Source organism: cf. Phormidesmis sp. LEGE 11477, assembly GCF_015207105.1.
Lineage (GTDB): Bacteria > Cyanobacteriota > Cyanobacteriia > Phormidesmidales > Phormidesmidaceae > Phormidesmis.
Genome location: NZ_JADEXO010000094.1, coordinates 1 through 25093, shown reverse-complemented (window position 1 = coordinate 25093; position 25093 = coordinate 1). Strand labels below are relative to the sequence as shown.

The 25093-nt window shown below is 50.3% G+C and carries 22 protein-coding genes; 8 read left to right on the top strand and 14 right to left on the bottom strand.

The genetic code is table 11. The annotated features are described in order from the left end of the window. Positions 1 to 241: 241 nt before the first annotated feature. The 3 genes from IQ256_RS21500 to IQ256_RS21490 all read right to left on the bottom strand — a co-directional run bounded on the left by IQ256_RS21500 (position 242) and on the right by IQ256_RS21490 (position 4661). Positions 242 to 1471, bottom strand: coding sequence for an acetate/propionate family kinase (locus IQ256_RS21500; protein ID WP_193857744.1), 1230 nt, complete (start codon positions 1469 to 1471; stop codon positions 242 to 244). Positions 1472 to 1503: 32 nt separating this feature from the next. Then, the gene (locus IQ256_RS21495) at positions 1504 to 2142 is read right to left on the bottom strand and encodes a histidine phosphatase family protein (protein ID WP_193857743.1); all 639 of its coding nucleotides are present in this window, start codon (positions 2140 to 2142) and stop codon (positions 1504 to 1506) included. Positions 2143 to 2234: 92 nt separating this feature from the next. Beyond that, on the bottom strand, positions 2235 to 4661 hold the full coding sequence (locus IQ256_RS21490) for a phosphoketolase (protein WP_193857742.1): 2427 nt from the start codon (positions 4659 to 4661) through the stop codon (positions 2235 to 2237). 363 nt (positions 4662 to 5024) lie between these two features. On the opposite strand from IQ256_RS21490, the gene IQ256_RS21485 reads away from it, so the two are divergent. Continuing rightward, positions 5025 to 5327, top strand: a complete 303-nt coding sequence (locus IQ256_RS21485; RefSeq protein WP_193857741.1) for a hypothetical protein — start codon at positions 5025 to 5027, stop codon at positions 5325 to 5327. A gap of 101 nt (positions 5328 to 5428) precedes the next feature. On the opposite strand, the gene IQ256_RS21480 is transcribed toward IQ256_RS21485, so the two are convergent. Then, on the bottom strand, positions 5429 to 6565 hold the full coding sequence (locus tag IQ256_RS21480; RefSeq protein ID WP_193857740.1) for a transporter substrate-binding domain-containing protein: 1137 nt from the start codon (positions 6563 to 6565) through the stop codon (positions 5429 to 5431). A gap of 204 nt (positions 6566 to 6769) precedes the next feature. Next, a complete protein-coding gene (locus IQ256_RS21475; protein WP_193857739.1) occupies positions 6770 to 7957 on the bottom strand; it encodes an NAD(P)H-quinone oxidoreductase subunit H in 1188 nt (395 codons plus the stop codon). Between the two features lie 143 nt (positions 7958 to 8100). Between IQ256_RS21475 and rsmH the strand changes: the two genes are divergently transcribed. From rsmH to IQ256_RS21460, 3 genes are all read left to right on the top strand, one after another. Further along, positions 8101 to 9006, top strand: coding sequence for a 16S rRNA (cytosine(1402)-N(4))-methyltransferase RsmH (rsmH, locus tag IQ256_RS21470; RefSeq protein WP_193857738.1), 906 nt, complete (start codon positions 8101 to 8103; stop codon positions 9004 to 9006). A gap of 68 nt (positions 9007 to 9074) precedes the next feature. Continuing rightward, entirely contained in the window at positions 9075 to 9374 is a 300-nt protein-coding gene (locus IQ256_RS21465) for a BrnT family toxin (protein WP_193857737.1), read from the top strand. Continuing rightward, the gene (locus IQ256_RS21460; RefSeq protein ID WP_193857736.1) at positions 9371 to 9574 is read left to right on the top strand and encodes a hypothetical protein; all 204 of its coding nucleotides are present in this window, start codon (positions 9371 to 9373) and stop codon (positions 9572 to 9574) included. The genes IQ256_RS21465 and IQ256_RS21460 overlap by 4 nt, the downstream gene beginning before the upstream one ends. Positions 9575 to 9700: 126 nt before the next feature. Here IQ256_RS21460 and IQ256_RS21455 read toward each other — a convergent pair whose 3' ends face one another. The 5 genes from IQ256_RS21455 to IQ256_RS21420 all read right to left on the bottom strand — a co-directional run bounded on the left by IQ256_RS21455 (position 9701) and on the right by IQ256_RS21420 (position 15829). Continuing rightward, positions 9701 to 9988: a hypothetical protein gene (locus IQ256_RS21455; RefSeq protein WP_193857735.1), complete on the bottom strand. Its 288-nt coding sequence runs from the start codon at positions 9986 to 9988 to the stop codon at positions 9701 to 9703. Between the two features lie 174 nt (positions 9989 to 10162). Further along, positions 10163 to 10381 carry a hypothetical protein gene (locus tag IQ256_RS21450; protein WP_193857734.1) on the bottom strand — a complete coding sequence of 73 codons (219 nt, stop codon included), beginning with the start codon at positions 10379 to 10381 and terminating at the stop codon, positions 10163 to 10165. A gap of 35 nt (positions 10382 to 10416) precedes the next feature. Further along, positions 10417 to 12933 carry a spondin domain-containing protein gene (locus IQ256_RS30230; protein WP_304952612.1) on the bottom strand — a complete coding sequence of 839 codons (2517 nt, stop codon included), beginning with the start codon at positions 12931 to 12933 and terminating at the stop codon, positions 10417 to 10419. 982 nt (positions 12934 to 13915) lie between these two features. Further along, positions 13916 to 15301 carry a dihydrolipoamide acetyltransferase family protein gene (locus IQ256_RS21425; protein WP_193857733.1) on the bottom strand — a complete coding sequence of 462 codons (1386 nt, stop codon included), beginning with the start codon at positions 15299 to 15301 and terminating at the stop codon, positions 13916 to 13918. 75 nt (positions 15302 to 15376) lie between these two features. Further along, positions 15377 to 15829, bottom strand: a complete 453-nt coding sequence (locus IQ256_RS21420; protein ID WP_193857732.1) for a YlqD family protein — start codon at positions 15827 to 15829, stop codon at positions 15377 to 15379. A 421-nt stretch (positions 15830 to 16250) separates the two neighbouring features. Here IQ256_RS21420 and IQ256_RS21415 point away from each other — a divergent pair, with 421 nt between their 5' ends. Next, positions 16251 to 16793: a J domain-containing protein gene (locus IQ256_RS21415; protein ID WP_193857731.1), complete on the top strand. Its 543-nt coding sequence runs from the start codon at positions 16251 to 16253 to the stop codon at positions 16791 to 16793. A 1-nt stretch (position 16794) separates the two neighbouring features. Continuing rightward, positions 16795 to 17838: a hypothetical protein gene (locus IQ256_RS21410; RefSeq protein ID WP_193857730.1), complete on the top strand. Its 1044-nt coding sequence runs from the start codon at positions 16795 to 16797 to the stop codon at positions 17836 to 17838. A gap of 172 nt (positions 17839 to 18010) precedes the next feature. Here the strand turns inward: IQ256_RS21410 and IQ256_RS21405 are convergent, their stop codons facing one another. Then, positions 18011 to 19933, bottom strand: a complete 1923-nt coding sequence (locus IQ256_RS21405) for a long-chain fatty acid--CoA ligase (RefSeq protein WP_193857729.1) — start codon at positions 19931 to 19933, stop codon at positions 18011 to 18013. 230 nt (positions 19934 to 20163) lie between these two features. Between IQ256_RS21405 and IQ256_RS21400 the strand changes: the two genes are divergently transcribed. After that, positions 20164 to 21426: a bifunctional sterol desaturase/short chain dehydrogenase gene (locus tag IQ256_RS21400; RefSeq protein WP_228025141.1), complete on the top strand. Its 1263-nt coding sequence runs from the start codon at positions 20164 to 20166 to the stop codon at positions 21424 to 21426. A 44-nt stretch (positions 21427 to 21470) separates the two neighbouring features. Here the strand turns inward: IQ256_RS21400 and IQ256_RS21395 are convergent, their stop codons facing one another. Beyond that, positions 21471 to 21806, bottom strand: a complete 336-nt coding sequence (locus tag IQ256_RS21395) for a hypothetical protein (protein ID WP_193857728.1) — start codon at positions 21804 to 21806, stop codon at positions 21471 to 21473. A gap of 25 nt (positions 21807 to 21831) precedes the next feature. Then, positions 21832 to 23724, bottom strand: coding sequence for a metallophosphoesterase family protein (locus IQ256_RS21390; RefSeq protein ID WP_228025140.1), 1893 nt, complete (start codon positions 23722 to 23724; stop codon positions 21832 to 21834). A 281-nt stretch (positions 23725 to 24005) separates the two neighbouring features. On the opposite strand from IQ256_RS21390, the gene IQ256_RS21385 reads away from it, so the two are divergent. Then, positions 24006 to 24896, top strand: coding sequence for a hypothetical protein (locus IQ256_RS21385; RefSeq protein WP_193857727.1), 891 nt, complete (start codon positions 24006 to 24008; stop codon positions 24894 to 24896). A 5-nt stretch (positions 24897 to 24901) separates the two neighbouring features. On the opposite strand, the gene IQ256_RS21380 is transcribed toward IQ256_RS21385, so the two are convergent. Next, on the bottom strand, positions 24902 to 25093 hold a 192-nt coding region (locus tag IQ256_RS21380), incomplete at its 5' end, for a MoaD/ThiS family protein (RefSeq protein ID WP_193857726.1).

Below are 25093 nucleotides of genomic sequence, written 5' to 3'. Positions count from 1 at the left end.
ATGTATATAGGAATACGGGACTTGGTTCCCCAGGGGAACCGTGAGGGAGCGGTGGAAGCCCGCGTCGGGTAGGACCCCGCGTCGTCGTACGGCGCTAGGGAACGCCTACCAAGACGGGGAATGTCCACCAAGAGAGGGGTTTTCGATATGTATGCCACATGCAGATGTCAGAAAGAGCGTCCGGTATGTTATTTAGCCGCAACTCCATAAGTGGATGTAAACTCGAAGAAACACGTATGCATTAAGAGTTGGTTAGATTGTTGTCTTTAGCAAGCTGCCAACATTCTTGGGCGATCGCCCAATCTTCTTGAGTATGAATTACCAAGACGCTTACTTTAGAATCACTGGTGGCAATATCTGTATCAACGGGTGAACTGTTGTTCTTTTGATTGTCTATTTTTAGCCCCAAAAATTCCATCGACTCGCATACCGATAGCCGCAGCCAGTCTGAATTTTCACCGATGCCGCCTGCAAATGTGATCGCATTCACTCCGCCCAAAGCCATCACCATCGATCCGATGCAGGCTTTTAGCCGATATAGATAGAGGTCTTTGGCGAGCTGGGCTCGTGGGTTGTTCTGTTGAATGGCAGATTGTACTGCCCGCAGGTCGTGCGATACGCCTGAAATTCCCAGCAAACCGGACTCTTTGTTCAATAGTCGATCAAGCTGATCTCCGGTCATTCCCTGGCGCATCAAGTGAATCAGGATGCCTGGATCAACTGCGCCCGATCGCGTTCCCATCATCAGGCCGTCTAGCGGCGTAAATCCCATTGTGGTATCAATGCTTTTCCCTTCTTTGACAGCCGCGAGCGAGCCGCCGTTACCTAAATGACAGGTAATTAGCCGTAGACTGTTCAATTCCTGCTTAAGAATTTGGGCTGTTTTTTGAGCGCAGTATTGATGGCTAATGCCATGAAATCCATAGCGACGAATGCCCTGTTCTACCCAGTCGTAGGGACCGGGATAGGTGCTGGCAACCGAGGGCATTTGACTATGAAAAGCAGTGTCAAAGACGGCGACTTGAGGGATATCTGGCAGTAGCTGCTCCATTAGCTCAATGCCCTCTAAGTTCGCTGGATTGTGGTTAGGGGCTAGGTCAGTCAGTGCTTGGATAGTTTGTTTGACGCTAGGGGTAACCACGACGCTAGACTGATAGTCTGCACCGCCATGTACGACTCGGTGGCCAACGATGTCAATCTCTGAGATCTGTTCAATTACCTTAGTGGAACCTTGATACAGCCGCTCTAGCAGGTAGAGAAGAACTTCTTGGCGAGATGATTTCTCTATAGTCTCCGAGTGTTTCTCTCCAGCGTAAGTTTTGATAACAAGCTGAGCTGAGCTGTCTGCTAGCCAGTCTAACTGACCTTCCCATAGCGGTTCAGGTGCTTTGTCTGGTAGGGCCGCGTTTGAAACCTCGTAGAGAGCACTTTTTTGACTGCTAGAACCGGCATTGAGAACAAATATTTTCATGAGACTTTCATAACAGCCGCTGGTGAACGGGCTTAGGTTCCTTCGCGATCGCGCAACTGCTGGGGTAAATGATTGCGATCGCCTAGTCTTTGCAACATTGGTCCGTTGGTGTCGAATTTGACAACGCTGACGGTGGCAACGGGCATATCAATGCGATCGCGATACCGCCCCAGATCGATGCCTAGCAGATTGCACAGGATAATCCGAATGGTGGCCTTATGAGAAACCACTAAAACATTTCCATCTGTATACTTCTCTTCTATTTCAGCAATCACCAAAGACGCTCTACTGGCAATTTGAATCGTTGTCTCGCCTGCTGTCGGTGGATTCCACGCGGGCTCTCTTTGCCAGCGCATGTATTCTTCAGCGTATTGTTTGCAGACCTCCGCTTGCGTACTGCCTTCCCACTTGCCATAGTTAATCTCTTTGAGCCCATCTCTCAGCTGCGGTTCTATCCCTAGTGCATTGCATAGCGGTTTGGCCGTGGCTATCGTCCGCTTCATTGGGCTACAAAAAATTGCTTCCCAAGGCTGCTGCTTGTAGGTATTCGCAAAGGCTTGCGCCATCTGTTGCCCAGAAGCTGTGAGTTCCGGGTCCAAGAAGCCGCAGAAACCACCCGTTTGGCTATGGGTGGTTTCTCCATGGCGCAAAAAATAAAGAGATAGGCTCATTGAGGAAAAGATTCTGTTGCTGATGGATAAGTCTCCTCAGCATAGTCATGGGCTTGACTCACCAGATGAGAATTTCCCTAAATAAAGCGGATCTAATAGGGCCACTTCCAGTTCACTAGCTCTTCTGGGTCTGTGCCATGCTCGTGGGCATAGGTCAGACACGCTATGATCTTGTTCTTCATTCGCTCCTTTACATGACCTGCTGCCGAGCCAAGTGAAGGCACCCGGTCGATCACATCAATGACCAAATTAAATCGGTCAATTTGATTGTTGATTGCCAGCTCTAGCGGCGTGTTGATATTACCTTCTTCTTTGTAGCCGCGCACGTGAATGCGATCTTGATTAGATCGACGATACGCCAGCTTGTGAATTAGCCAGGGATAGCCGTGGAAGTTGAAGATGACTGGCTTGTCTTTGGTAAAGAGAGAGTCAAAGTCTCGATTCGATAGTCCGTGCGGATGCTCTCCTTCTGAGACGAGTTTGAACAAGTCAACCACGTTGATGAATCTCACTTTCAAGTTTGGAAATTCTTCTCGCAAAATTGCCGTTGCGGCCAAAGATTCTTTGGTAGGAATATCGCCGCAGCAGGCCATGATCACGTCAGGCATATCCGGCTCGGTGCCGCAATCGTCGTTGCTGGCCCAGTCCCAAATCCCGATGCCTTTGGTACAGTGCCGAATTGCCTCATCCATTGGCAGGTACTGTAGATGCTTTTGCTTGTCAGAGATGATGACGTTGATATAGTCTACGCTGCGAAAACAGTGGTCAGCGACTGAGAGCAGGCAGTTGGCATCCGGTGGAAAATAAACTCGGACAACGTCTGGATTCTTGTTGGTCACCAAATCTACATAGCCTGGGTCTTGGTGGCTAAATCCATTGTGGTCTTGCCGCCATACCAGTGAAGAGAGCAGGATATTCAGTGAAGAAACCGACTGTCGCCACGGCACATGATTTTTGCAGACGTCTAGCCACTTGGCATGCTGGTTAAACATGGAATCGACAACGTGAGCAAAGGCTTCGTAGGTGTGGAATAGCCCATGCCGCCCAGTTAGTAGATATCCTTCTAGCCAGCCTTGTAAGGTGTGCTCACTTAGCATCTCCATAACGCGGCCATCGCGGGCAAGCTGGCCGCCGTCTTCGTCTTCAGGATAGATCTCGGCCATCCATACTTTCTTGGTGACCTCGTAGACATCTTGCAGTCGATTAGAAGCGGTCTCGTCGGGCCCCATCAACCGGAAGTTGTCAGGATTATCGCGAAAGATATCGCGCATCAGCAGACCTAGCACTTTCGTGTTTTGGTATTCTTCTACGCCGTGCCGCTCCATTTCGATGGCATAGTCTTGGAAACGAGGCATTTTCAGGGCTTTGCGGAGTATACCGCCATTGGCATGAGGGTTGGCACTCATCCGGCGACCGCCAGTGGGTGCTAGCTCTTTGAGCTCAGGGACGAGGGTGCCGTTTTCGTCAAAGAGTTCTTCGGGTTTGTAGCTACACATCCACGCTTCTAGCTTTCGCAGGTGGTCTTCGTTGCTGTGCATGCCGCCCATCGGCACCTGGTGCGATCGCCAAAAATCCTCTACTTTTTTGCCATCGACTGTCTCGGGGCCAGTCCATCCTTTGGGCGATCGCAGCACAATCATCGGCCAGCGCGGTCGCTCGGTGCCGCCATTGACTCTCGCCTCGCGCTGCACTTCTTTGATCTTGATGATGCACGCTTCCATAGTTTCAGCCATCTTTTTGTGCATCTGGGCCGGGTCGCTACCCTCTACAAAGTAGGGGGTATAGCCATAGCCCCGGAACATATATTCCAGCTCTTCGTGAGAGATTCTGGCAAAGATCGTAGGATTGGCAATCTTGTACCCGTTCAGATTCAAAACAGGTAAAACAGCGCCGTCGCGAGCGGGGTTAATAAACTTATTAGAGTGCCAAGCCGTGGCCAGCGGCCCCGTCTCAGATTCTCCATCGCCGACCACGCAGCAGGTGATTAGATCGGGATTGTCTAAGACTGTGCCATAGGCGTGAGAAAGACTGTAGCCTAGCTCTCCGCCCTCATGAACTGATCCAGGCGTCTCTGGGGTAACGTGGCTACCAATATCCCCAGGGAAAGAGAACTGCTTGAAAAAGCGCTGCATCCCCTCTTCGTCTTCGCTTTTGTCTGGATAGATCTCCGAATAGGTGCCTTCTAGATACACTGGACCTAGTACACCTGGCGCACCATGACCTGGCCCGGCGACAAAGATCATGTCCAGATCGTACTTCTTGATCAGGCGGTTGCAGTGAACGTAGGTAAAGCTCAAAGCCGGAGAAGCCCCCCAGTGGCCCAACAGCCGATGCTTTACATGCTCTTTGATCAAAGATTCTTTGAGCAGCGGATTCTCACGCAGATAGATCATGCCAACTGCTAGGTAGTGGCAAGCCCGCCAATAGGCATCTATCTTTCTAAGCTCATCTTCGGAGGGTGGCGTGATATCAAGTGAAGCGATCGACTCAGAAGCTTGAGAGGAAATAATGGCAGTCATGGTGTTCTTTGCAGTGACAGCTGTGCTTTTGCCCAAAGTGTATAAACGGTGTCTTGTTCTTACTGTGTTTTAAAATACTTCTACTTTCTTAAAGCATTGATGCTCTCCTAAAATCGCTCAATGGTCTAGATAGAGTGGTCTAGATAGAGTGGTCTAGATAGAGCGGTTTAGATCGAGAACGGCTCAGACAAACACTGAGCCTATCAATAGAAGTCATACAGTTTGAGCAATACACTCTCTCTTTTTGGGCACGGTCAGCTACCTGTATAGCGCTGCAATCCGATTCGCGCAAGATAAATTGCATGGTTTTTTTCTATAAAGACGATACTCTTAAGATCTGATTCTCACTAGAGGTAATCTCTTATGTCTGCTAAATCAGAGAAATCGGCCTATCAAGAAGCCGTTGAAGCTAGGGTTAAGGCGCTAGATGCCCAAGTCGAAACGCTAAAGGCCAAAGCGGCGATCGCAAAGGCCGATGCGAAGGTAAAGTATCAAGAGCAGCTCGACGAGCTACAGGTCAAGCAAACGGAGTTAGCCGCTAAGCTAGAGTCTATGAAAGGCTCAGCGGAAAATGCCTGGGAAGAAATGAAGGTAGGCGTAGAGTCGGCCTGGAGTGAACTTCAGATCGCATTTGACAAAGCAAAAACGAAATTTGACGATGTGTAATCAATATAGCGATCCCTAACTGTATTCCTAACTGCATAAGGTACGGTTCTAAGGCCGTTTCAGCCGACAGGTGTTTGTAGTTCGAGCAAAAGCGTAACGGTTCAACGTTCGTCGCGACTTGAGCCAAACCATTTCTCTCGCAGCGATCGCAGATATCCTTGTTCTTGCAATTCAAGAATCTCCTGGCTGACTATCTCCGCCATCTCAGCTCCTTCTCTAAAGGCCACGCCGTAGTCCTCTTGCGTCAGCGGCGCGCCCGCTAGTTCAAAAGTATCAGGATCGCGGCTGGCAATATATTTGAGGGTGGGATAGTCATGGACAATCGCTTCTACGCTGCCGGACTCTAACGCGGCCAGCGCACTATCGAATAGCTTAAATTCAATGACCTCGACTGGCTGCGATCGCGTATATCTCTCCCCAGTAGTCCCATCGACTACGGCCACCTTCTCACCTCGAAGATCCTCAATAGAGAGCTGACTAGTCGATAGCTGCCCTACGGTCAAAGAGGCAATAAAATCAGCCACAATAAAAAAGCTTGCCCCCATCCATACCACTGCAATGATTCGCCCCGGCAGCTTATCAGGTGTGACATCACCATAGCCAAAGGTGCCTAGGGTCACAATCGAAAACCATATGCCTTGACCGATGCCTTCAATCGGACTACCGGAGAACTTATCATTGTGCTCGTGCTCTACCATCCACACCAGGATGCCTACCCCAGCGCTAGTTGCCAGCACCAGCAGCATCGGTTGCCAAAACCGCCAGCTCAACAGGCCAGATACCATCAATGCGATTGGATTGGTTGATTTGGCGCGGACCATTAGCTGCAGCCCCGATCGATAGAAGGGATAGGTAAAATCGATCTGCTGCGATTCTCGTTTCGCCGTAATTGAGATGCCCGCGATCGCCGTATCTATCTGGCCGTCCGAGAGCCCTTCTAGCATGTCACCGACAGAGTCATACCGGACCCATTCAGTCTGAAGCCCTAGGTCGTCGGCTATTCTATTCCATAGCTCAACGCTAAACCCGTAGGGCACTTCCTCATTTAAAAAGACAAAGGGGACAATCTCTTTGGTTCCAACCTTGAGCGCCTTCTGAGTGGTGGGTGTGTCTACCAGCGTTTCAAGATCAGTTACATCGGCTTGCGCTAGTCGCGTATCCGCAGGCTCAGCAGCGCCTGCGGCTGCCATGCAAACTATCAAAGAGAACCCACTGATAAAAGAAGAAAACCGTTTCATAAAAGCGAAGCTATGAGACAGCTTCAAAAGCGTATCTTATACAGTTAGGAACCTCTGTATCTATAGATATAGCAAAAGATACAGCAAAGTGCGGCAGGCTGCAGAAGAGAGAAAAAAGCATAGAAAAAGGAGAGGACACTTCAAAGCTGAGTCCTCTCCTTTTTTGTTCGTAGTTTGTTTTCAGCTGTTTTGTGTGGGGTTTGTCTATCTATCTACAGAACCCATGATGATATCAATGCTGCCTAGAATTGGCATGATATCCGCCAGCTTCACGCCCTTAAGTAAGTTAGGCAGGATCTGCAGGTTGTTGAAGTCTGCTGCGCGAATCTTCCATCGCCAGGGAAAGACATTGTTTTCACCGATGATGTAGACACCCACTTCGCCTTTACCCGTTTCTACTCTGACGTAGTGCTCGCCTTCAGGAATCTTGAACGTCGGTGCGATCCGCTTGCCTGCAAACTGGTAGTCAAAGTCATTCCATTCAGACTTGGGGCCGCCTGCCATCCGCTGGGCTTCTAGATTCTCGAACGGACCACCGGGCAAGCCTTTGATCGCCTGACGAATGATTTTCACGGACTCGCGCATTTCGTTGATCCGCACGATATAGCGAGCAAAGCAATCGCCTTCAGTGGCCCACTGTATGTCCCAGTCGAGTTCGTCATAGCACTCGTAGTGGTCGACCTTACGCAGATCCCATTTCACCCCAGAGGCTCGCAGCATTGGCCCCGAACAGCCCCAGTTAATCGCATCTTCTCGCGACATGGTGCCAACGCCTTCTACGCGACGGCGAAAGATGGGGTTGTCGGTGATCAGCTTTTCGTACTCGTCAACTTTGGGATCGAAGTAGTCGCAAAAGTCTTCGCATTTTTCGGTCCAGCCGTAGGGCAGATCGGCAGCAACGCCACCAATGCGGAAGTAGTTGTTGTTGATCAATCGCGCCCCGGAAGCGGCTTCCCACAGGTCATAGATCAGCTCGCGTTCGCGGAAGATATAGAAGAAGGGCGTGGTTGCGCCGCAGTCGGCCATGAACGGGCCAAGCCAGAGCAGGTGGTTGGCAATCCGGTTTAGCTCCAGCATAATCATGCGGATATAGCTGGCGCGCTTGGGTACTTCGATGTCGGCTAGTTTTTCAGGCGCGTTGACGGTAATAGCTTCGTTGAACATGCCTGCTGCATAGTCCCAGCGGCTGACATAGGGGACGAACATGACGTTTGTCCGGTTCTCGGCAATTTTTTCCATGCCACGGTGCAAGTAGCCGATCACGGGTTCGACGTCGATAACGTTTTCGCCGTCAAGCGTCACGATCAGCCGGAGCACCCCGTGCATAGAGGGATGGTGAGGACCCATGTTGATAACCATGGGTTCGGTCTTGGTTTGCAGTGTCGTAGCCATTGCTTAGCAGGCGTCCTTATGCTTGTTTCGTCTGTATCCTTATTGTCGTACGTTTACTTTTAAGATTCAACATCCAAAAGCACTAATTTGCCTGATTATACAGAGCAGTGCCTATTTTGCGTGGTATTCAAGTGGTATTTAATATGGCCGAAGCTACATCTGATGCTATATCCGAAGACGGCAGCGTTCAGCCTTTTTTTCATGTTCCTGTACTAAGTGAGCAGGTGTTAGCGGGCCTGCAGATAGAAGAGGGCGGGCGGTATCTGGACGCTACGGTAGGTGGCGCGGGGCACAGTGAGCTGATCCTAAAAGCTGCGCCAGATGTCGAACTAGTGGCGCTCGACCAAGATTTGCAGGCGATCGCAGCGGCCAAAGAACGGCTAAAAGCATGGAGCGATCACACGACATTCATCCATACAAACTTCTCACGCTACCAGCCGGATGACCGCAAGTTCGACGGCATTCTGGCCGATATTGGCGTCAGCTCTACTCAGCTAGATCAGGCGCAGCGAGGCTTTAGCTTTCGGGCTGAAGCGCCGCTGGATATGCGGATGGATAGTACGCAGGCGCTGACGGCAAAGGAGATTGTGAACCACTGGGATGAGAAGGCGATCGCAGATACCATTTACGAATATGGCGAAGAGCGGCTATCTCGGCGAATTGCCCGGCGGATCGTTGAGAAACGGCCATTTAGTACGACCACGGAACTGGCTTGGGAAGTGGCAGGGGCGTATCCGGCCAAAGCGCGGCACGGGCGAATTCATCCAGCGACGCGGACGTTTCAAGCTCTGCGAATTGCGGTGAACGGAGAGCTTGACGCGCTCAAGGAACTGCTGAGCAAAGCGCCTGACTGGTTAAATCCGGGGGGGCGGCTGGCGATCATCAGCTTTCACAGCTTGGAAGATCGAATTGTGAAGTATGCCTATAGAGGCGATCAGCGGCTACAGATTATTACTAAAAAGCCGCTAGTGGCGACGGATGAAGAGGTGAGAGAGAATGCGCGATCGCGTTCTGCAAAGCTTAGAATTGCCGAACGCAAGGCTGTTTAGAACAGAGCGTCAACGATTTATCGTTAGCAAACAGGGGGCAGTGCAATTCTCTTGGGAGGCTCTACTAATTGAGATACAGTTTTGATTGGGATGCGCGAAAGGACGCTATCAATCGTCGAAAGCACAATCTGTCTTTTCGGCAGGCGGCAACTGTCTTCAGAGATCCTGGCCAGCTCTCTATCTACGATGATCAACATAGTCAAAATGAAGACCGCTGGATTACGCTGGGAATAGATAGCAGTGGTATTCTTCGAGTAGTCGTACATACCTTCGAGAAGATTGATCAAGGCATCTGTAATATCCGTATCATCTCAGCTAGAAAAGCCAATAAAGCAGAAGTTCTTCAATATGAGGACGGTGACGAATGAAGGATAGCTATGATTTCTCTAAGGGAGAGCGCGGTAAGTTTTACAACGCTCAGGCAGAGTTCAGCTTCCCAATTCATCTAGAACCTGATGTCAATGATCAGATAAATCGTATAGCGGAGAAGAACGGGGTAGATGTGCAGACTCTGGTAAACGCTTGGTTGAGAGCAAACCTGAAGATGATTGAAAGTTTGCAGCCTTAGCTGTCCTGCGCGATCGCTTCGCTCTATCAAGCTATCTCAAACCGTGGAGGCTGCGTTCGAACTGCGGTACGTGTCTGGCGACATATACCGAGAATCACACAGCCTGTAGCGCAACCTACCGAATCACTATCCCACGCTCACCCGTTTGGTTAATATCGCCATCACTTCATTCGGGCGACCTGTAGAGATTGGCTGGCTCCAATCATTTGGCTCGGCGTAGCCATGCAGGTGGATTTGTTTGATCGTCGTTTGCACTGCGCTAAGGCTGCCAAATAGCATCAGGCGCACGGGCTCTGTATAGGTGACGGGCGCTGTGGGGGGAGCGCTAGGCGGTGCGGTTTCAGTCGCAGTTGTTGGCGCGATCGCAGGTGAAACTGTCGGCGACTGATCGCCTTGGGTAGAAAGGGTAAACATTTTGTTCCTCTTGGATATGGTTTTTCTGGGTTCCGTGTGTAGCTTGGTCAAAAGCTAGGTCAGGAAACCCAGAACCCGCGAATCCTTAGCCGCCCCAAAGAAATGAAATGCAAAAGAGGCAGCTAGAGGGTACATTTACCCTTAGCGACCGGGATTGCGTGTTAATCCTGGGAGTTAGCGATTGGTAGGTGTCTCACCACCTATCAGTCGCGCTAAGTCATGTTGAGTTCTGAGCAAAGCTGCGATCGGCACCGCAACCTTAGAGAAAATAGTAAACGCATTTTTACGTAGAATCAAGTAGTGAAGAAACGGTAGAGACTGCCATAGCTCTCTAGCACCTACCCGACTACGCGGTTCGACGAAAACTTCGGCCCACTCCCCTCGAGATTTCAATAAAGGAGCAGGAAACCGGACTAAGCAGCTACCAACTAAATGGTAATAAAGCTACTCTCAGCCAGACTAGCTGTTTGAATGCCCGAAAGCGTAGCGAGCCTCTCATCTCCAAACAGAATTGAATTTCCTTGGAGACTTAGCTGGGCAAAGCTCAAACCTGAGCCCAGACCAATCAAGTCAGTGCCCAGCTGAAAGTCAACAATCGTATCTGTACCCGCACCTGCTTCAATCACAAAGGTATCAGCACCGGAACCACCAGAGAAATCATCTCCCTGTAGTCGATCGTTACCGGCACCGCCCGTCAGGATATCATCGCCGTCATCCCCGAAGAGCAGATCGTCGCCTTCGTCACCAAAGAGCAGATCGTTACCACCCTTACCACCGATGGCGTCGTTACCCGCACCGCCACGCAGTACATCGTTGCCACCAACGCCAACTTGCGGATTTCTGTTGTTAAGGTCCCCTCTTAGCGTATCGTCGCCTTCACCACCAAAGAGCACATCGTTACCGAGTCCGCCAGCTAGCAGATCGCGTCCCGCACCGCCTTCGATTAGGTCGTCACCTAAACCGCCGTCAATGACATCATTGCCACCTTGAGCGGAAAGCTCGTCAATCGTAATTCTCAGCAGCAGTCCCTCACCACCATTTCGAGTAAAGTCTCCAATAACCGGATCAGTTACCGTACCTGGCGCAGTTATGCCCCCTAGAATATTCACAGGCGTACCGTCAGGGTTCCGCTCAGAACCGTTGAAGCCAGGATGCGCTATAACAACGCCGTTTTCAGGTGTGCCTTCATCGAGTGCTGTCTGATTGAGGAAAGCTGCACCTTCTTCAGTATTTACTTCCGTACCCGCATCGAGAACATCATTTCCAGTGCGCTCGATTGTAATTGGCCCGAGGAAGTTACCGTCAGCATCGAAGATAGGTTCCCCCAGCGGGTTGCCAGTCGTTGCTAAGAAAGCATCGTTAGACGGAATAACCATCGTTCCCCAAGTGAAGAATCGGGCAACAGAAGGGTCGTCTACATCTAGAACAATCTGAGCTGTCTCACCTGGATCAATTGGTCCAGGGACGCCTTGCCCACCGAAGATAGTGCCGTCGACACCACCCGCAGCGAGCTGCTCAGCAACAAACTCAGCAGAGATAGGCGCAACAGTACCATCTTCTGCTAAACGTTCCAACCCCTGTCTTGCTGGGCCACCACGGTCGTATAGGTCAAAAGTTCCATCGTGTACACCCAACCAAAGCGGCGTATAGAATGTCCCACCATCCGTCTGCAAGTTCTCGACGGTAAAGACAAGCGCTGTCCCGTCGCCAATCTCATCTCCGCGCAGCACATCGTCGCCGTCGCCACCAAGGATCGTATCGTCACCAGCCGCACCCGCAATTAGGTTGCTAGCAGCGTCGCCGGTTAGATGGTCGTTGTTGCTAGAACCAGAGAGATTCTCAATGTTGCTTAAGCTGTCGACTACGTTCATACCACTAGCAACAACATAGTTTGCGCTTTCTTTGGCCAAGTTAGCAGTCACGTCAAAACCGATATCTGAGAAGTCAGCCGTATCGTTGCCGTTACCGCCGTTGAGTGTATCGTTGCCACCGCCACCACGCAGCACATCATCACCTTCGTTACCTAGCAGTACATCATCGCCGCCGCCGCCAGCAACTAGGTCATTCCCACCACCCCCATCGATGACATTAGTTCCACTATCGCCAAATAGCTGGTCGTCATTTTCGCTGCCGCTGAGATTTTCGATGCTAATCAGTGTGTCGATAACAGTAACACCGGATGCAGGAACATAGCTTGCGAGTCCTTGTCCTAACAGCGCGGTAACTGGTGCGCCAATATTGCTGAAGTTAGCGGTGTCAATGCCTTCTCCGCCATCGTTGATGTCAGCACCGCCACCGCCGATCAATACATCGTTACCGCCGAGTCCCACTAGCGTATCGCCACCGCCTAGACCATCGAGAATATCGTTGCCTTCGGTGCCCTGAAGTTCTTCTGCCGCTGCGGTTCCAACAACAGGCGTATTCTCTCCTAAAAACTGGCCTCGAATAGCCCCCTCTCTGAAGTCGTTTGTATGAACGTTCCAATAGAGCGGAATATCTTCACCGGGCGCAGCGTTTTGAATGTCAGCGACAAACTGACTCAGCGCGATGCTAGCTGAATCTGTTTCATCCCAAATGCCTCGAATAGTCGTAGAGCCATCAGAATTGAGAGCGAAAGTGATGTCGTCTACATCCTGACCATCAAACTGTGGATCTACTAGTCCGATATCAATCAAACCGAAAGCAATCGGACCATTCTCACCACGGCTTCCGTTATGGACGTGAAGCCCAACAACGTCGTCACCAGTATCCTCAGTTTGTGGCTTTCCATTACCCAAGAAAGCACCAAAGTCCAAGCCAGAAACAATAAGCTCGTAGCCCAAACTTCCACCACTATTACCTAGAATAAGCCTATCGACGCCCGCAGCGTTGGAATCGCCGTCAGTGACCTCTTGCGACCCATCTAAAACAGATGTTGATTGAGCAAAGGGATTTACAACAGCCATGAATTTGTTCCTATGTTTTTACTGCGGTAATACTTGAAATTAATCAGATGCCTCTGATTCCAATCCTGTTCGCGATCCGCAATTAGACTGCTGCCGTGGCTAAGGAGTAGTTCAGAGAGATGAAAAGACTTTTCAAAATCTATCAAGCTTCGATGCGTTTAACCATTGCCCGGCAAACATCTTTGGCAGGAAGCGAACCTATTACGTTTCTTGTCAAATGCCTCGAATATCAGGTATGAACAATCTTCTAATATCCGATCGTGAAAAATCTTAAAAATCTTACGAATAGTCCTTTTGAGATGTTTTCAGTAGATATTTAGAGGATTCTTTCTTTTCTGTGAGTGTGTCTTGAATAGAACTTTATCTCTAGAGAAAATGAAAAGGACAGGACTCTCAAGAAAACACGTGAAAGTGCCCTTTCTCGGATTCTATTGTCTCCATACCCAACTGAGCCATATGATGCGACCTGACGGAATACGAAGAATGAGAGTACTTGAATGCAAGGTGAGAATATCCTGAGGTTGAGGTGACAATCCAATGAGGCGCTCAAGGAACTGATTGAATAAAGTTCTAGTCCACACCTCACAAGTGAGAGCGATCTCATAGGCTAAGGCTTGTCGTTCAACGACTACTGTGGTCGCCCCCTTATGAGTCCAACTCTTTCCATGGCTGCTGGCGTGGTTCAGCGGCAGATAACACTTTTTAGTTTACATAGAGCCTAAATTCCTGTTAGGAAAGGCGTCTAGAGCTTTGGCTAGTAATGAAAGTGTTATCCTAACGCCTTTAAAGTTGAACTATGCCAAAGGCTACACCCCTTGTTCTACAGTGCAAAGTGCCACAGCAGCGGTAAAACCCCGAGTCGCCATACGGCGCTAGGAAATGCTCACCAAGACAAAGCGCGTGGGCTTTGCTTTCTCGAAGAGTATGCATCCACGCTTTGCTGTACTTTCTTTTCTTTTGCTATACCTTCTTTTTATTGCTTCTAGAGTGTCAAAGACTGCACGTTATTCTCGATCAAATCACACAGGTCTTTGAGGAAAGCCGCACCGTCTGCGCCGTAGATGATGCGATGATCGCTAGTCATATTTACCCGCATCTGATTGCGGATGCCCATCATCCCATCAGAGGTAGCCACTACTTTTGGCTGAGAACCGCCAATTGCCAGGATGGAGCCCTGACCCGGCGGCAAGATCGCATCAAAGCTATCGACGCCAAACATGCCCAGATTAGAAAGTGTGAAAGTGCCGGAATTGTATTCTTCAGGTGCGAGCTGCTTGGATCTAGATCTGGCGACTAAATCCTTCCAAGTACGAGAAAGTGAATAAATATCCATCTGATCCGCGCCGCGTAGCACTGGGGTGATCAATCCACCATCTGGCATCGCCACGGCGACGGCGATGTTGATACTGCTACTGTACTGAATGCCGCTCGGTGCAAAGCTGGCATTCACAACCGGGTGCTTGGTCAAAGTGGCGGCGACGGCTTTGGCCAATAGCGCGGTCATAGTGACGCCTTTGGGCTTGATCTGCTTGTACAGCTTGTCTAGCTCGTTGGTGGTGATGGTGTAGCCGACGCGGAAGACGGGCACCGTTAGGCTAGCGTCCATATTGCGGACGACGGCCTGCTGCAAAGTGTTGAAGGCGACGAGTTCGCCGGGCGCTGCGGAGGTCGGGGATACTGCGGGGGCTGAAGCTTTGGAAGCACCGGGTACAACTGCTGGGGTGGGCGCTGCTGGCTGAGTTGCTGGCTGTGCTGCTGGCTGTTGGGTCGGTGCTGGCGTCTTGCCTGCTGCTAGTTCAATATCTTGCGCGACGATGCGACCATGGGGGCCAGTGCCCTGAACGGTGCCAAGCTCGACTTTGAGCTGTTTGGCTAGCTTGCGAGCCCGAGGCGAAACAATGACGCGGCCAGAGGCAGATCCGCCAGAGGTAGAAGCTGTGCTGCCATTCTGGTTACTTGGGGTAGCGGCGACGACGGGCGACGGGGCGCTAGTCATGGTGGCCGTGGCTGGCAGGGTTTCTGGTGTGACCGGGCTCGCTGTGGCGGTCGAGGTGGCGGTCGATGCCGAGGCAGGGGCAGAACTACTCGCTAGGCTGGCGGCCTTTTGTTTGGCGGCTTCGATCTCGTCTTCGGTTTCGGCGAGGAAGGCGATCGCATCATTTACCTGAGCCATCTCGCCTGCTTCGGTGACGATCGCCGCTAGATAGCCTTCGTAGAAAGACTCCACATCCATATCGGCCTTGTCGGATTCAACCACGACAACGGTTTCGCCTTTTTCAACCTTGTCACCCGCCGCCTTAGCCCAAGAGACAATCTTTCCCTCAGTCATCGTGGAGCTAAGAGCAGGCATGAAAACTTCGCGAATCATAGATGAGGTTTCGGTGGACAACAGCAAAGCGCTAGCAAATGCTAGCGCCTAATTGTATCCCGTTGTGGGCCGCTCTTACAGTTCGCCGCGAATATCCTGCACGATGCCGTCTTTTAACAAGATTTCGACCTGCATCTTCTTAATGAGATGATCGCCGACGCCCACTTGGAAGAAGCTATCAATTTGGCCCTGACTTACTTCTTTATCTATTTCTAGCGTCTGCACCTGCTGAAGCTGCTGCAGTAGCTGGTTTTTCTGCTGCAGTAGCTGGCCTTTGTCTTGGTTGAGCTTAGCCTGAACGCTGCTGATCTGCTGGGAAACGGCAGCGTCGGGAGGTGGGTTCGCACCTTGCTTTTGCATTTCAGCCAAGATCCGCTGGCTCTGCATTTCTAGCTGCTGCAGGCGACCATCAATCTGATTGAGCTGGTTTTGTAACTGCTTTTGGGCTTCTTCTTTCCACAATGGCGTGACCACTGCTTTGATATTGATGACGCGCTTGAGCAGTAGCTGAGACTGAGAGACATCCATGACGAGCTAAGTAAGTAATATTGAGGACTTCAAACTATTCAATCAGTTTTGGTCAAATCAGACTAGCTGTTACCAGTGACTGATCAAAGGTAGCTGATGAGTCCGCTTAGCAAACATGCCCACCCATCAACATTAGTTATCTTATTTCGAAGCTGTTAAGCAGAGGGAGCCTAGAACAGTAGGTTTACGAATAAATTACGTTCAGCCTTGCGTTCTAGCATCAGGACAGTTTCGCGTGAAAGTCGCCTCAAACATATCTAATTTATTTAATCTTTAGGGACTAGTGGATTGTTAGAAAGCTTGGTTGAAGATAGGTAGCTACGCTCCTTTGATTAACACTGAGCGGGCAAACTGAAACTATCCCTGTTGCTATGTACAAAAACTAGGGTGTATTCGACGGCTCTATCTCGGAGAGATCGCCATGGCAAAACAATCAATAAGTCCAGCCATCTTCAATAAAATTAATAGCCTTTCGCAATCAGAAGGCATTAGCGCTCAGATTTTAGAAGAGTTTGCAATTTTTGTTCTCAAGAATCAGAGAACAAAAAAACCAAAAGCGCTTTCTATGACCAAGCTTAAAAAAGCTGTTCTAGAACACTTTGAAGTTAAAGATACAGCCGGATTGCGTAAGTCTGGCGCGTTCAAGATGGCAACGGACGGCATAGACAAGCTGAACCTACGCCTGAAGAAGTCTTGGGAGCAGCTCTACCGCCAGTTTGTCGGCGTACTGCCAGGTGAAGATGCTCAAGTTGGTGATGACTGTATCAATGGCATTGATATCTTCAAATACTTTCGGCCTTGGCAGGTGTTTGGGTTAGATGCCAAGACCGCTAGTGATGAAGATATCAAGCAAGCCTATCGGCAGCTCAGCAAGCGATATCACCCTGATAATTCAGAGTCGGGTAGCGATCGCATGTTTGAGCGGATCAACTTGATGTATCGCAGCATTGCGGCGGAGGCGTAGCGTGGGACGAAGAAGTTCAAAGTTCACAATTAAAGAGAAGGAGCTAGCCGCCGCGCTTGAAATTTCAGTCGAAAAGCTAGATGAAGTGATCGAATTTTTCGATTCTGATCCTGATGACGAGTGGGATCTGAAAGAGCACGACCACTTTGAATACAGCAACCAAGTTTGGAAAAATCGAATCTTTTCGGCTCAGGGTGCGTTTGCGATCGCCAAGTACCTCGATACTCATCAGAAAAAGTCTATCTGGGACAAGATTCGCGAATTTGTCACTCACCACAAAGAAAAGATTCGCAATGCGTTCGTTCAAAGAACCGTTCACGAAAATAGCTCGTCGTTGACGCCACGCAATGGCAGGCACTTCCTGTCAAAAAAGGATACAGTTGCCATTTTGAGTACTAGCTACGCCAGGTTAAACAAGGCATTTGAGGCGCTACGTCGTTCTGATCTGCCGCTACAGATAGGCGTTGACTTCGATGATATTGAGGGCGTGCGGTACTACTCACTTAGTGGCTTTTACCGACTCAGCGAAAACCTGTCGAAAACTCTGACCAGCAAAGATCGACGAGAATGGTGCAAAGCTGTAGACATGGCAGGTAGGAAAGCCTTTAAAGCTATTATCTCAGAACAAGAAAGTCGTCAAAATCAGATTAAGAGAGCTAAAAAAGCTGCTAGAAAGCGAGATAAGGACACCTGTCAGATCACGTCGATAAAGCTGACGAAGAATAACCGCAATTTTACACTCGCGGGGCATCATATCTTTTCTTCGCAGTACTACCCTCATCTAGCGACGGTTATAGACAACATCATCACTATAGAAAGCTCTGTTCACAACGAGTTTCATAGCTGGAACGGCGGTAGTACCAACCCATGCACGATAGATGATCTGATTCAGTTTGTTTGCGAGCGCTATGCGGATAACGATGATGCGATCGCTAAGCTATCTAACATCAAGAAAATATTTGCCCATGTGCAGCCTCCTAGTCAGCGCCGACCTAGCAATCAGCGCCTGTTGCCAGAGCAAAAGCCTGGGCACAACGCGGCTTGAACTTGATAATTAGCAACGCTATTCGTAGCGTTGGTCATTTGGCTGAGATAGCGGTTTTAGGTTGAAAGCCTTATGTAAAGCAGCATGTAAAACAGCAACAGGCTAAGTGACTCGCCTTTCTCGTAGGCGCAGCCTTCTCTATGAGAATGCATCTGAGAAACGTTGGAAAAAGCTACTGTGCATAAAGAGCATCGATAGTTCCAAGATAGCGATCGCGCACTTTAGGCCGCTTCACTTTCATCGTCTGTGTCAGCAGTCCGTTTTCTATGGTGAAAGGCTCTTCTAACAAAACAAACGGACCGACGCGCTCATCGGGGCGATAGCCAGGCCGGGCTGAAATCTCGCGCCTGAGCTCTTGCTTGTACAGATCTTGGATCGGCTTGCTGTTGAGGTCTTCAATAGAGATGCCTTTAGAAGCCGCCCATTTTTCTAGTACCTCTTTATTTGGCACAATTAGCGCTCCTACCGACTTTTGGTCCTGGCCAACTAGCATGATTTGATCGACGTAGGGACTACGCAGACAGGCATTTTCGACTGGCGTCGGTTCAATATTTTCGCCATTGGTCAAGACGATGGTGTCCTTGGCGCGGCCAGTGATAATCAAATCGCCCCAATCCGTCAGCCGACCTAGATCGCCTGTGTCAAACCAGCCTTCTGAATCGATCACCTTGGCCGTCGCTTCGGCGTTTTTGTAGTAGCCTTTCATCACTTGAGGGCCGCGCAGCAGCACCAGTCCAGGTTTGCCAATAGGAATGGGCTGGCGGGTTTCGAGATCGACGATAGCGGTGTCGGTGCCGGGTAGCGCCTGACCGTCTGCGCCGCGCAGGTTGCGCCAGGGCCGGCGAACGTGAGTGATGGGCGATGTTTCGGTCAGGCCGTAGCCGCCTAGAATCGGAATGCCAACAATTTCGTAGAAGTCTTCTAGATAGTCGGCAATCGAGCCGCCGCCGCTGACTAGGTAGTCAACTTTGCCGCCCATGGCTTCGCGGATCTTTGAAAAGACGATGCGATCGCCTATCTGATAGATTGGCCATAGATAGGCTAGTTTCAACGTGGCTGCTAGCTTTTCTCCGGTGGAGCTAGTCAGATTATCTAGTCTCAACCCAGATAGCGTTCGCCTCGCTGTGATGTACTCCTGGCCTTTGTCTAGAAAGAATCGAATCAGCTTTTGCTTGCTTTCTGGCTGACTTTGAAACTGCTTTTGAACGCCGTCGTAAATTGATTCCCACAGTCTGGGCACAGCCACCATGTATTGCGGGCTGTGTTCTTTAAAGTCGGCTTTGACTGTGCGGATGTTGGTATAGATCTGCGTACAGCCTTGAGAGAGCACAAAGTACTCAAACGAGCGCTCGTAGCAGTGCCAAATCGGTAGGATGCTGAGCACTTTTTGCTCAGGGCCGACATTGACCACGCTGCTAGCCCCGGCAATCTGTGAGAGCAGGTTGCTTTGAGTCAGCATGACGCCTTTGGGCATACCAGAGGTGCCGGAGGTGTACATCAACGTGGCCGTGCGATCGCGCTCTAGCTGCACTGGCGTTGGCGCACCCTGCTCGGCCCCGAGTGCCATCAGATCAGAAAAGTTTAATAGCTTGGCACCGCCTAAGTTTGTCTCGCTCGCGGCTACTTCATCAGTGAGCAAAATGATAAAGCGTAGTCCTAGCTCGCCCAAATCACCGGCTATCTTATCGAGCACGCTCAGATCTTGAATGACTAGGCCAATGCTGTCACTGTTATTTAGGATAAACAGCAGCTCAGCTTTATCTGAGTTGGCACCGCGCACTGCGTCGATCGCGCCAGCGGTCATGATGCCTTGGTCTGCCACCATCCAGCGAGGGCGATTTTCTGAAAAGAGGGCGATCGCCTCACCGGGCACCACGCCTAAGCGCTGCAACCCGGCTGCAAACTGCGCGATCGATGCCGCTAGCTCACCGTAGGTATATTTAGTCTCTGGGTTGGTATGCGGATCGTATAGGGCCAGGTGGTTGCCATACTTAGCGGCGACAATTGGCCAAACTTCGGGAATAGCGGAGACTTCACCGTAGTTGATTGCCTTGGCGCGGTTAATCTTTTCTTGTTCGTGTAGCGCGGCTGTCATACCAAGGAATCTCCCTGAAGTAGCGAAGGTTGCTAGCTAGAAGTATCACCGAAACGGGCAAAAATTCAGCAATGTTATTTGATAAAAAGAATACCTGGATTCTGCATAACCAAATATCCTATATTCTGAATACCCATATCTTAAGGATGTGGCGGACTTTTTCTGTGATAACGGTTTACCATTGTTTTTGAAGTAACGTTAAGGTCGGCAGCTTCAAAGGCAGCAGTTTTATGGTGGCAGGGTTATTGAGTGCTTTCGAGTTCGGCTTTGGGCGGCTGGCTTCAGAGTCGCTGGCGGATTACGGCGCTCAGCTAGTGTGGGCGATCGCGGCTATCTTTATCGTGGAGATGGTGCGAGACTTTTATCACGTGCTGAGCCATCAGTGGGCACCGCTTCAGCGCCTGCACGGCTGGCATCACCGCGCCTACAAAAAAGACTTTTCGCCGATTAGCACCGAGGTTTATCGGAAAGCGCAGCTCTACAACGATGCGCCAGAATCGATCTTTATGATGGGGGTGATGGCGATCGCAGCGCTGGCTACGCAGACGCCGGGTCTGTGGGCGGGTGTGCTGTATGCCGCCGGATTTCTGGTGTCGGCTGTGATGCGATCGCGCGGTCTGTTTGGCGCAACCGATCTCACCCACGAGCCCGGCCCGCTGACGGGCATTCCTGGCTACTGGCGAGTGAATCGTACCTACCACTGGCGGCACCACTTTGATGATACTAGCGCCTACTACGCGGGTCTTTTCCCGATCAGCGACAAGATTCTCGGTACGGCGCTTTCGCTCAAGGGTAAATCTGTTGCAGTCACTGGCGCATCGGGTACTTTGGGCCGGGCGTTGATTCAGTCATTAGCCCAAGCTGGCGCAAAACCGATTGCGCTGACGACCTCGAACCGAGAGATTCCGGGCGCGGTGAAAGTCTTTTCCTGGCAGGCAGGCAAAGAAAGCGAGCTTAAGGAAGTTTTGCAGAAGATAGATATCCTGATCATCAACCACGGCGTCAACGTCATGGGCGCAAGCTCTGCTCAGGCGATTGAACAGTCTTTAGAAGTCAATGCGCTTTCGGCCTGGCGATTGATGGAGACTTTCTTAGAAACGGTCGATAACCGCACGGGCAGAGCGACTAAAGAAGTGTGGGTGAACACATCAGAAGCGGAGGTAAATCCTGCTTTTAGCCCGCTGTATGAGATTTCTAAGCGATTGATCGGAGACTTGATCAACCTGCGCCGAACCGATGCCCCCTGTGTGATTCGTAAGCTGGTGCTGGGCCCGTTCAAGAGTAATTTGAACCCCTATGGCGTGATGAGTGCGAGTGCGATCGCTCGGATGATTCTTTTCCTAGCTAGGCGGGATATTCGCAATATTATTGTCACCATCAACCCGCTGACCTATTTTTTCTTTCCGATCAAAGAGATTTTTCAGGCAATCTACTTTAGGCTCTTTTTGAAAAGTGAAAAGAGAGAAAAGTCTGTGAGTGGTAAGACTAGCTGAACCAACCTCAACCCTGCTGCTGCTCTTGGATTAATTGGATAGGGCTAATTGGATAGCTGTTGTTCTATCGCTTGCACTCGCTGGTTGATCTCGATGACTAGCGTTGCTAAGTTATCAAACTGCTCTTGGGGCGAAGGGCCATCGAAGACCTCGGCAGGTATGGGGGCGACGGGCGGAGCGCTGGTCGATCCACCTGTAGGACGCGATTGAATTTGGCTGATCTGATTTTGGAGCGATCGCACTTGAAACTCTAGCTGCCGAATCCTAGACTCATTCAGTGGAGACGACGCCTTGACCGGGTTTGACCATAGATTTGCCATCAGACTCAGCATCACCAAAGCTATACAGACACCTACTGCCAGCCTGTAAAAAGACTTCATCTTCTATCCCGTGCATAGACTCTCTCTATTCTAATGAGCCTTGTTCGTTCCGTGGCGTTAGCCTAAACTCATCGAACTTCACAGCCTCAGACTCGGGTAGGCGAGTATCAAAGTAATAGCTACTCAGCACACCGCTCTGCGTCTCGAAGATAGTAAAGCTGGTGATATCATTACTGGCGATGTACGGCAGCGGGTTCCCCTTATCGTCTTCCAAAGGCGCAATTGTCGGCACAACTGGTGTCAAACCGTTAGGATCGCCCGTCGCTCTGTAGACCGACTGAAAAGGCATGAGGTCGCCTGCTGCTTCCACCGCTTCATCGGTTGGCACAGCCCGAGGATCTCCAGCCAAATGCGCGCTGTAGCTGTTGCCCACATTAGACGTTTCTAGAAAATGCATCCCTGTCGGACTGACAAACCGATTCCATAGATGAGAATGACCGTAGAAGACAAGCTGCACGCCCGCCTCATCCAATAGCGGCACCAAATCGCGGATAATATAATCTTCTTCAATCGGATATTCGTACTGTACTGAGCGCAAGCTGCCGTCTTCTGCCACATTTTTGACCATCACCGGATCGGTGAACGCTGGGACAATATTGCCGCCTAGCGTATGGGGCGGATGGTGCATCATCACAATTTTGTATTTGGCTTGCTGGAATTCTTCACTCGCGAGCTCTTGCTGCAGCCACTGGTATTGAACGCTGCCTTTGCGAATATCTTCAAAGATGTGCTGACCGTAGCCCCAGCTTTCTGGCGACTCTAGATCTGCTGCCCGCTCTCGATAGCGACCTTTGGCGTTTTGTCTGAGGGCGGGCGATCGCCATATCTGCGTCACATACAAGCTCACCAGCCGAATATCCCCAAAAGACACGGCATAGTACTTTTGGGTTTCTTTTCCATTCGGTATCTGCGCTGTCGGTAGAGAGAATATTTCCTCATAGGTTCGAGTATTGTAGCTATGATCCTCTATCCAGCCTGACTCTTCCACATTCTCAGGTGGTGGATAAAACTGGTTGACTAGCTCGCGAGGTAGCGTGTTTTCAAACTGTTGGTTAAGCGAGTCTGTACCAGACGATCTACCCATTACCTCGTGATTGCCAATGACGGGGAAAAGCGGCGCGTGCTGAATGATCTCACCGCCTTCGTATATCGTGGTGACATCATCTTTGGTTAGCGCGTACTGCGATCGCCCTTGCAAACCAGGAAAAAGCGCTAGTCCCTTCGCGCTATCAAACCATTCGGACGCGCGATTTGGCACATTGACTAGATCACCCGCAAAAAACACGCCATCGACTCGGCCCACCGTCCCTGCGACCTTCTGTAAGTTAGCGGGGACCATCGGCTTGAGCTGATGATCAGAGGTCAGTAGAATTTTGATCGGCTGCCCTGTGGTAGGCGCTGGTGAGAGCGTAAAAAAGTCGCTGTGTACGGCTTGCCTGTCGGCAGGTACGCTGGTTACTCGGTAGCGAATCCTTTTATTGGGTGCCAAGTCTTTGACCGTGGCCTCATGTTTCCAAATATCACGGCGAGTCAGTTCCGCATACGTCCGGTCTTCCACCTGAGAAGCGCTATCTTCATAGGCTTGGCTGAGCGGCATTGTCACTGCATCAGCTCTATTGCCACGACCGTATTCTACAAAGTTCTGTACGCCCTCGAACTCAGTAAACCAAACGACCTGTACAGAAGATGCCGTTGGTGACTGTAAAAAGGGATCGCTTAGTAGCTTTGTTTGAGTAAGCTCTGTTTGAGTAGACATCTGCTGCGTGGGTCTTGTAGGACCGTCGGGGAGTTGTGCAATTTCTTTGATAGCGACGCTGGCTGTATGACGTATGGATAAACCAGGTTGCTGTATGGTCAGCAAGCCGAGTAAGCAGCATAGGGCCAGTACGAAATTTAGAAACGCGCGAGATTTTCTCATAGCTAACTACCCATAGCCAGCATTCATCATAGAGAAAAGTTTCCCTGGGTAGCGATAGTACATCTGATAATGTATTGGAGAGCACTCTTTATTTGTAGGCTTATTTGCAGGTTGGCAAACTTCTAGGCTATACAAAGCTCAAGGGTCTGAATTCCCTGTTAGCTGTATAGGATCCAGTTGTGCAGGATCTATATAGTGCAAGGTTCAGATAGTGCAAGGTTCAGTTGTGCAATTGGCCATTTGCCGGTCGCCGTCTCTTTTGGATTATGTCAAGCTAAGGCATGACTTCAGTTAGTCCTCAACGTCCAAAAATAATGCGCTGGCTCAGCCCTCTGCTCCTATTGTCCCTGGGTTTGCATGCGCTGGGTCTGTTTGTACCCGTACCTCGAAAGGCTGAAGTTCCCCAAGAAGTAGAGGAGCTGACACTAGACTCTATTCAGGTGTCGGTACTGCCTGCTGAGTCGGTACCAGATCTGCCAGATGAGTCGGATTTGCTACTAGAAGCCCCTACTGCCGAATTACCCGTCGCCGAGCCGCTGCCAGCATCAGAAGTAGACCCACAGCTTCAAGTACAAACAGTGCCCGACCTAACCTCTGAACCACAGCAGATCTCGACTGATACACCTGATCCTGTTTCTCCAGATAATTCTGCTTTCTCTGATCCTATAGTTTCTAACAAGCCTAACAAGCCAGTTTCTTCCACTCCACAAGTTTTCTCTGATCCAGCCAACATCGGACGTAGCGAGAAATTAGCAGCGTATACAAACTTCTCTACAAGTGTCGAAGGCTTCGAGAATTTGGTCTCTGACAATTGGACGAGAGAAAGATATGATGCTTACGAACTAGATTATCTCGAGGATTTGTGTTTTACGGATAAAGAGAGAGTAACTGGGGTTGTGGGTATGATTTTGAACAATATTCCTCAGCTACAGACAGGAGAGCTAGTAACGGGAACCGGATTTGCAGCGACGGATGAGGCCATAAAAGCTTGGTTTGCCCATCTAGCAGGTGGGGGCGAGGGCAATACCGATAAAGTAGAAAGTACATGGGGAGAAACCATCTACGACTGGTTTTACGCTCAGAAGCAACAGGTCTGGTTCCAAGAGAATCAGGACTACGAGGCGTTTTTATTTAGAGTTGACCTCAATCTAGTCAACAACCCTTGTAAGTAGAAGCATTACCCGCCGCTAACAGGTGGAATCAAAACGAGTTCGTCGCCGTCTTCAAGAGTTGTGGAGGCTTGCGCGAACTGTAGATTGATGCCAAAGCGAGTGAGTTCTTTCCATTTAGAGAGGGTGGGGTGATCGGTAATTAGGCGATCGCGCACCTCTCCGGCAGTGGTTCCGGTGGGTAGCACCATCTCTTCTTC

Excerpts from the sequence above, each read along its gene's own strand:
- IQ256_RS21385 (WP_193857727.1), top strand. The coding sequence starts at position 24,006 with ATGACTTCAGTTAGTCCTCAACGTCCAAAAATAATGCGCTGGCTCAGC.
- IQ256_RS21405 (WP_193857729.1), bottom strand. The coding sequence starts at position 19,933 with ATGACAGCCGCGCTACACGAACAAGAAAAGATTAACCGCGCCAAGGCA.
- IQ256_RS21460 (WP_193857736.1), top strand. The coding sequence starts at position 9,371 with ATGAAGGATAGCTATGATTTCTCTAAGGGAGAGCGCGGTAAGTTTTAC.
- IQ256_RS21480 (WP_193857740.1), bottom strand. The coding sequence starts at position 6,565 with ATGAAACGGTTTTCTTCTTTTATCAGTGGGTTCTCTTTGATAGTTTGC.
- rsmH (WP_193857738.1), top strand. The coding sequence starts at position 8,101 with ATGGCCGAAGCTACATCTGATGCTATATCCGAAGACGGCAGCGTTCAG.
- IQ256_RS21395 (WP_193857728.1), bottom strand. The coding sequence starts at position 21,806 with ATGAAGTCTTTTTACAGGCTGGCAGTAGGTGTCTGTATAGCTTTGGTG.
- IQ256_RS21455 (WP_193857735.1), bottom strand. The coding sequence starts at position 9,988 with ATGTTTACCCTTTCTACCCAAGGCGATCAGTCGCCGACAGTTTCACCT.
- IQ256_RS21490 (WP_193857742.1), bottom strand. The coding sequence starts at position 4,661 with ATGACTGCCATTATTTCCTCTCAAGCTTCTGAGTCGATCGCTTCACTT.
- IQ256_RS21475 (WP_193857739.1), bottom strand. The coding sequence starts at position 7,957 with ATGGCTACGACACTGCAAACCAAGACCGAACCCATGGTTATCAACATG.
- IQ256_RS21415 (WP_193857731.1), top strand. The coding sequence starts at position 16,251 with ATGGCAAAACAATCAATAAGTCCAGCCATCTTCAATAAAATTAATAGC.
- IQ256_RS21485 (WP_193857741.1), top strand. The coding sequence starts at position 5,025 with ATGTCTGCTAAATCAGAGAAATCGGCCTATCAAGAAGCCGTTGAAGCT.
- IQ256_RS30230 (WP_304952612.1), bottom strand. The coding sequence starts at position 12,933 with ATGGCTGTTGTAAATCCCTTTGCTCAATCAACATCTGTTTTAGATGGG.
- IQ256_RS21425 (WP_193857733.1), bottom strand. The coding sequence starts at position 15,301 with ATGATTCGCGAAGTTTTCATGCCTGCTCTTAGCTCCACGATGACTGAG.
- IQ256_RS21390 (WP_228025140.1), bottom strand. The coding sequence starts at position 23,724 with ATGAGAAAATCTCGCGCGTTTCTAAATTTCGTACTGGCCCTATGCTGC.
- IQ256_RS21420 (WP_193857732.1), bottom strand. The coding sequence starts at position 15,829 with ATGGATGTCTCTCAGTCTCAGCTACTGCTCAAGCGCGTCATCAATATC.
- IQ256_RS21400 (WP_228025141.1), top strand. The coding sequence starts at position 20,164 with ATGGTGGCAGGGTTATTGAGTGCTTTCGAGTTCGGCTTTGGGCGGCTG.
- IQ256_RS21500 (WP_193857744.1), bottom strand. The coding sequence starts at position 1,471 with ATGAAAATATTTGTTCTCAATGCCGGTTCTAGCAGTCAAAAAAGTGCT.
- IQ256_RS21495 (WP_193857743.1), bottom strand. The coding sequence starts at position 2,142 with ATGAGCCTATCTCTTTATTTTTTGCGCCATGGAGAAACCACCCATAGC.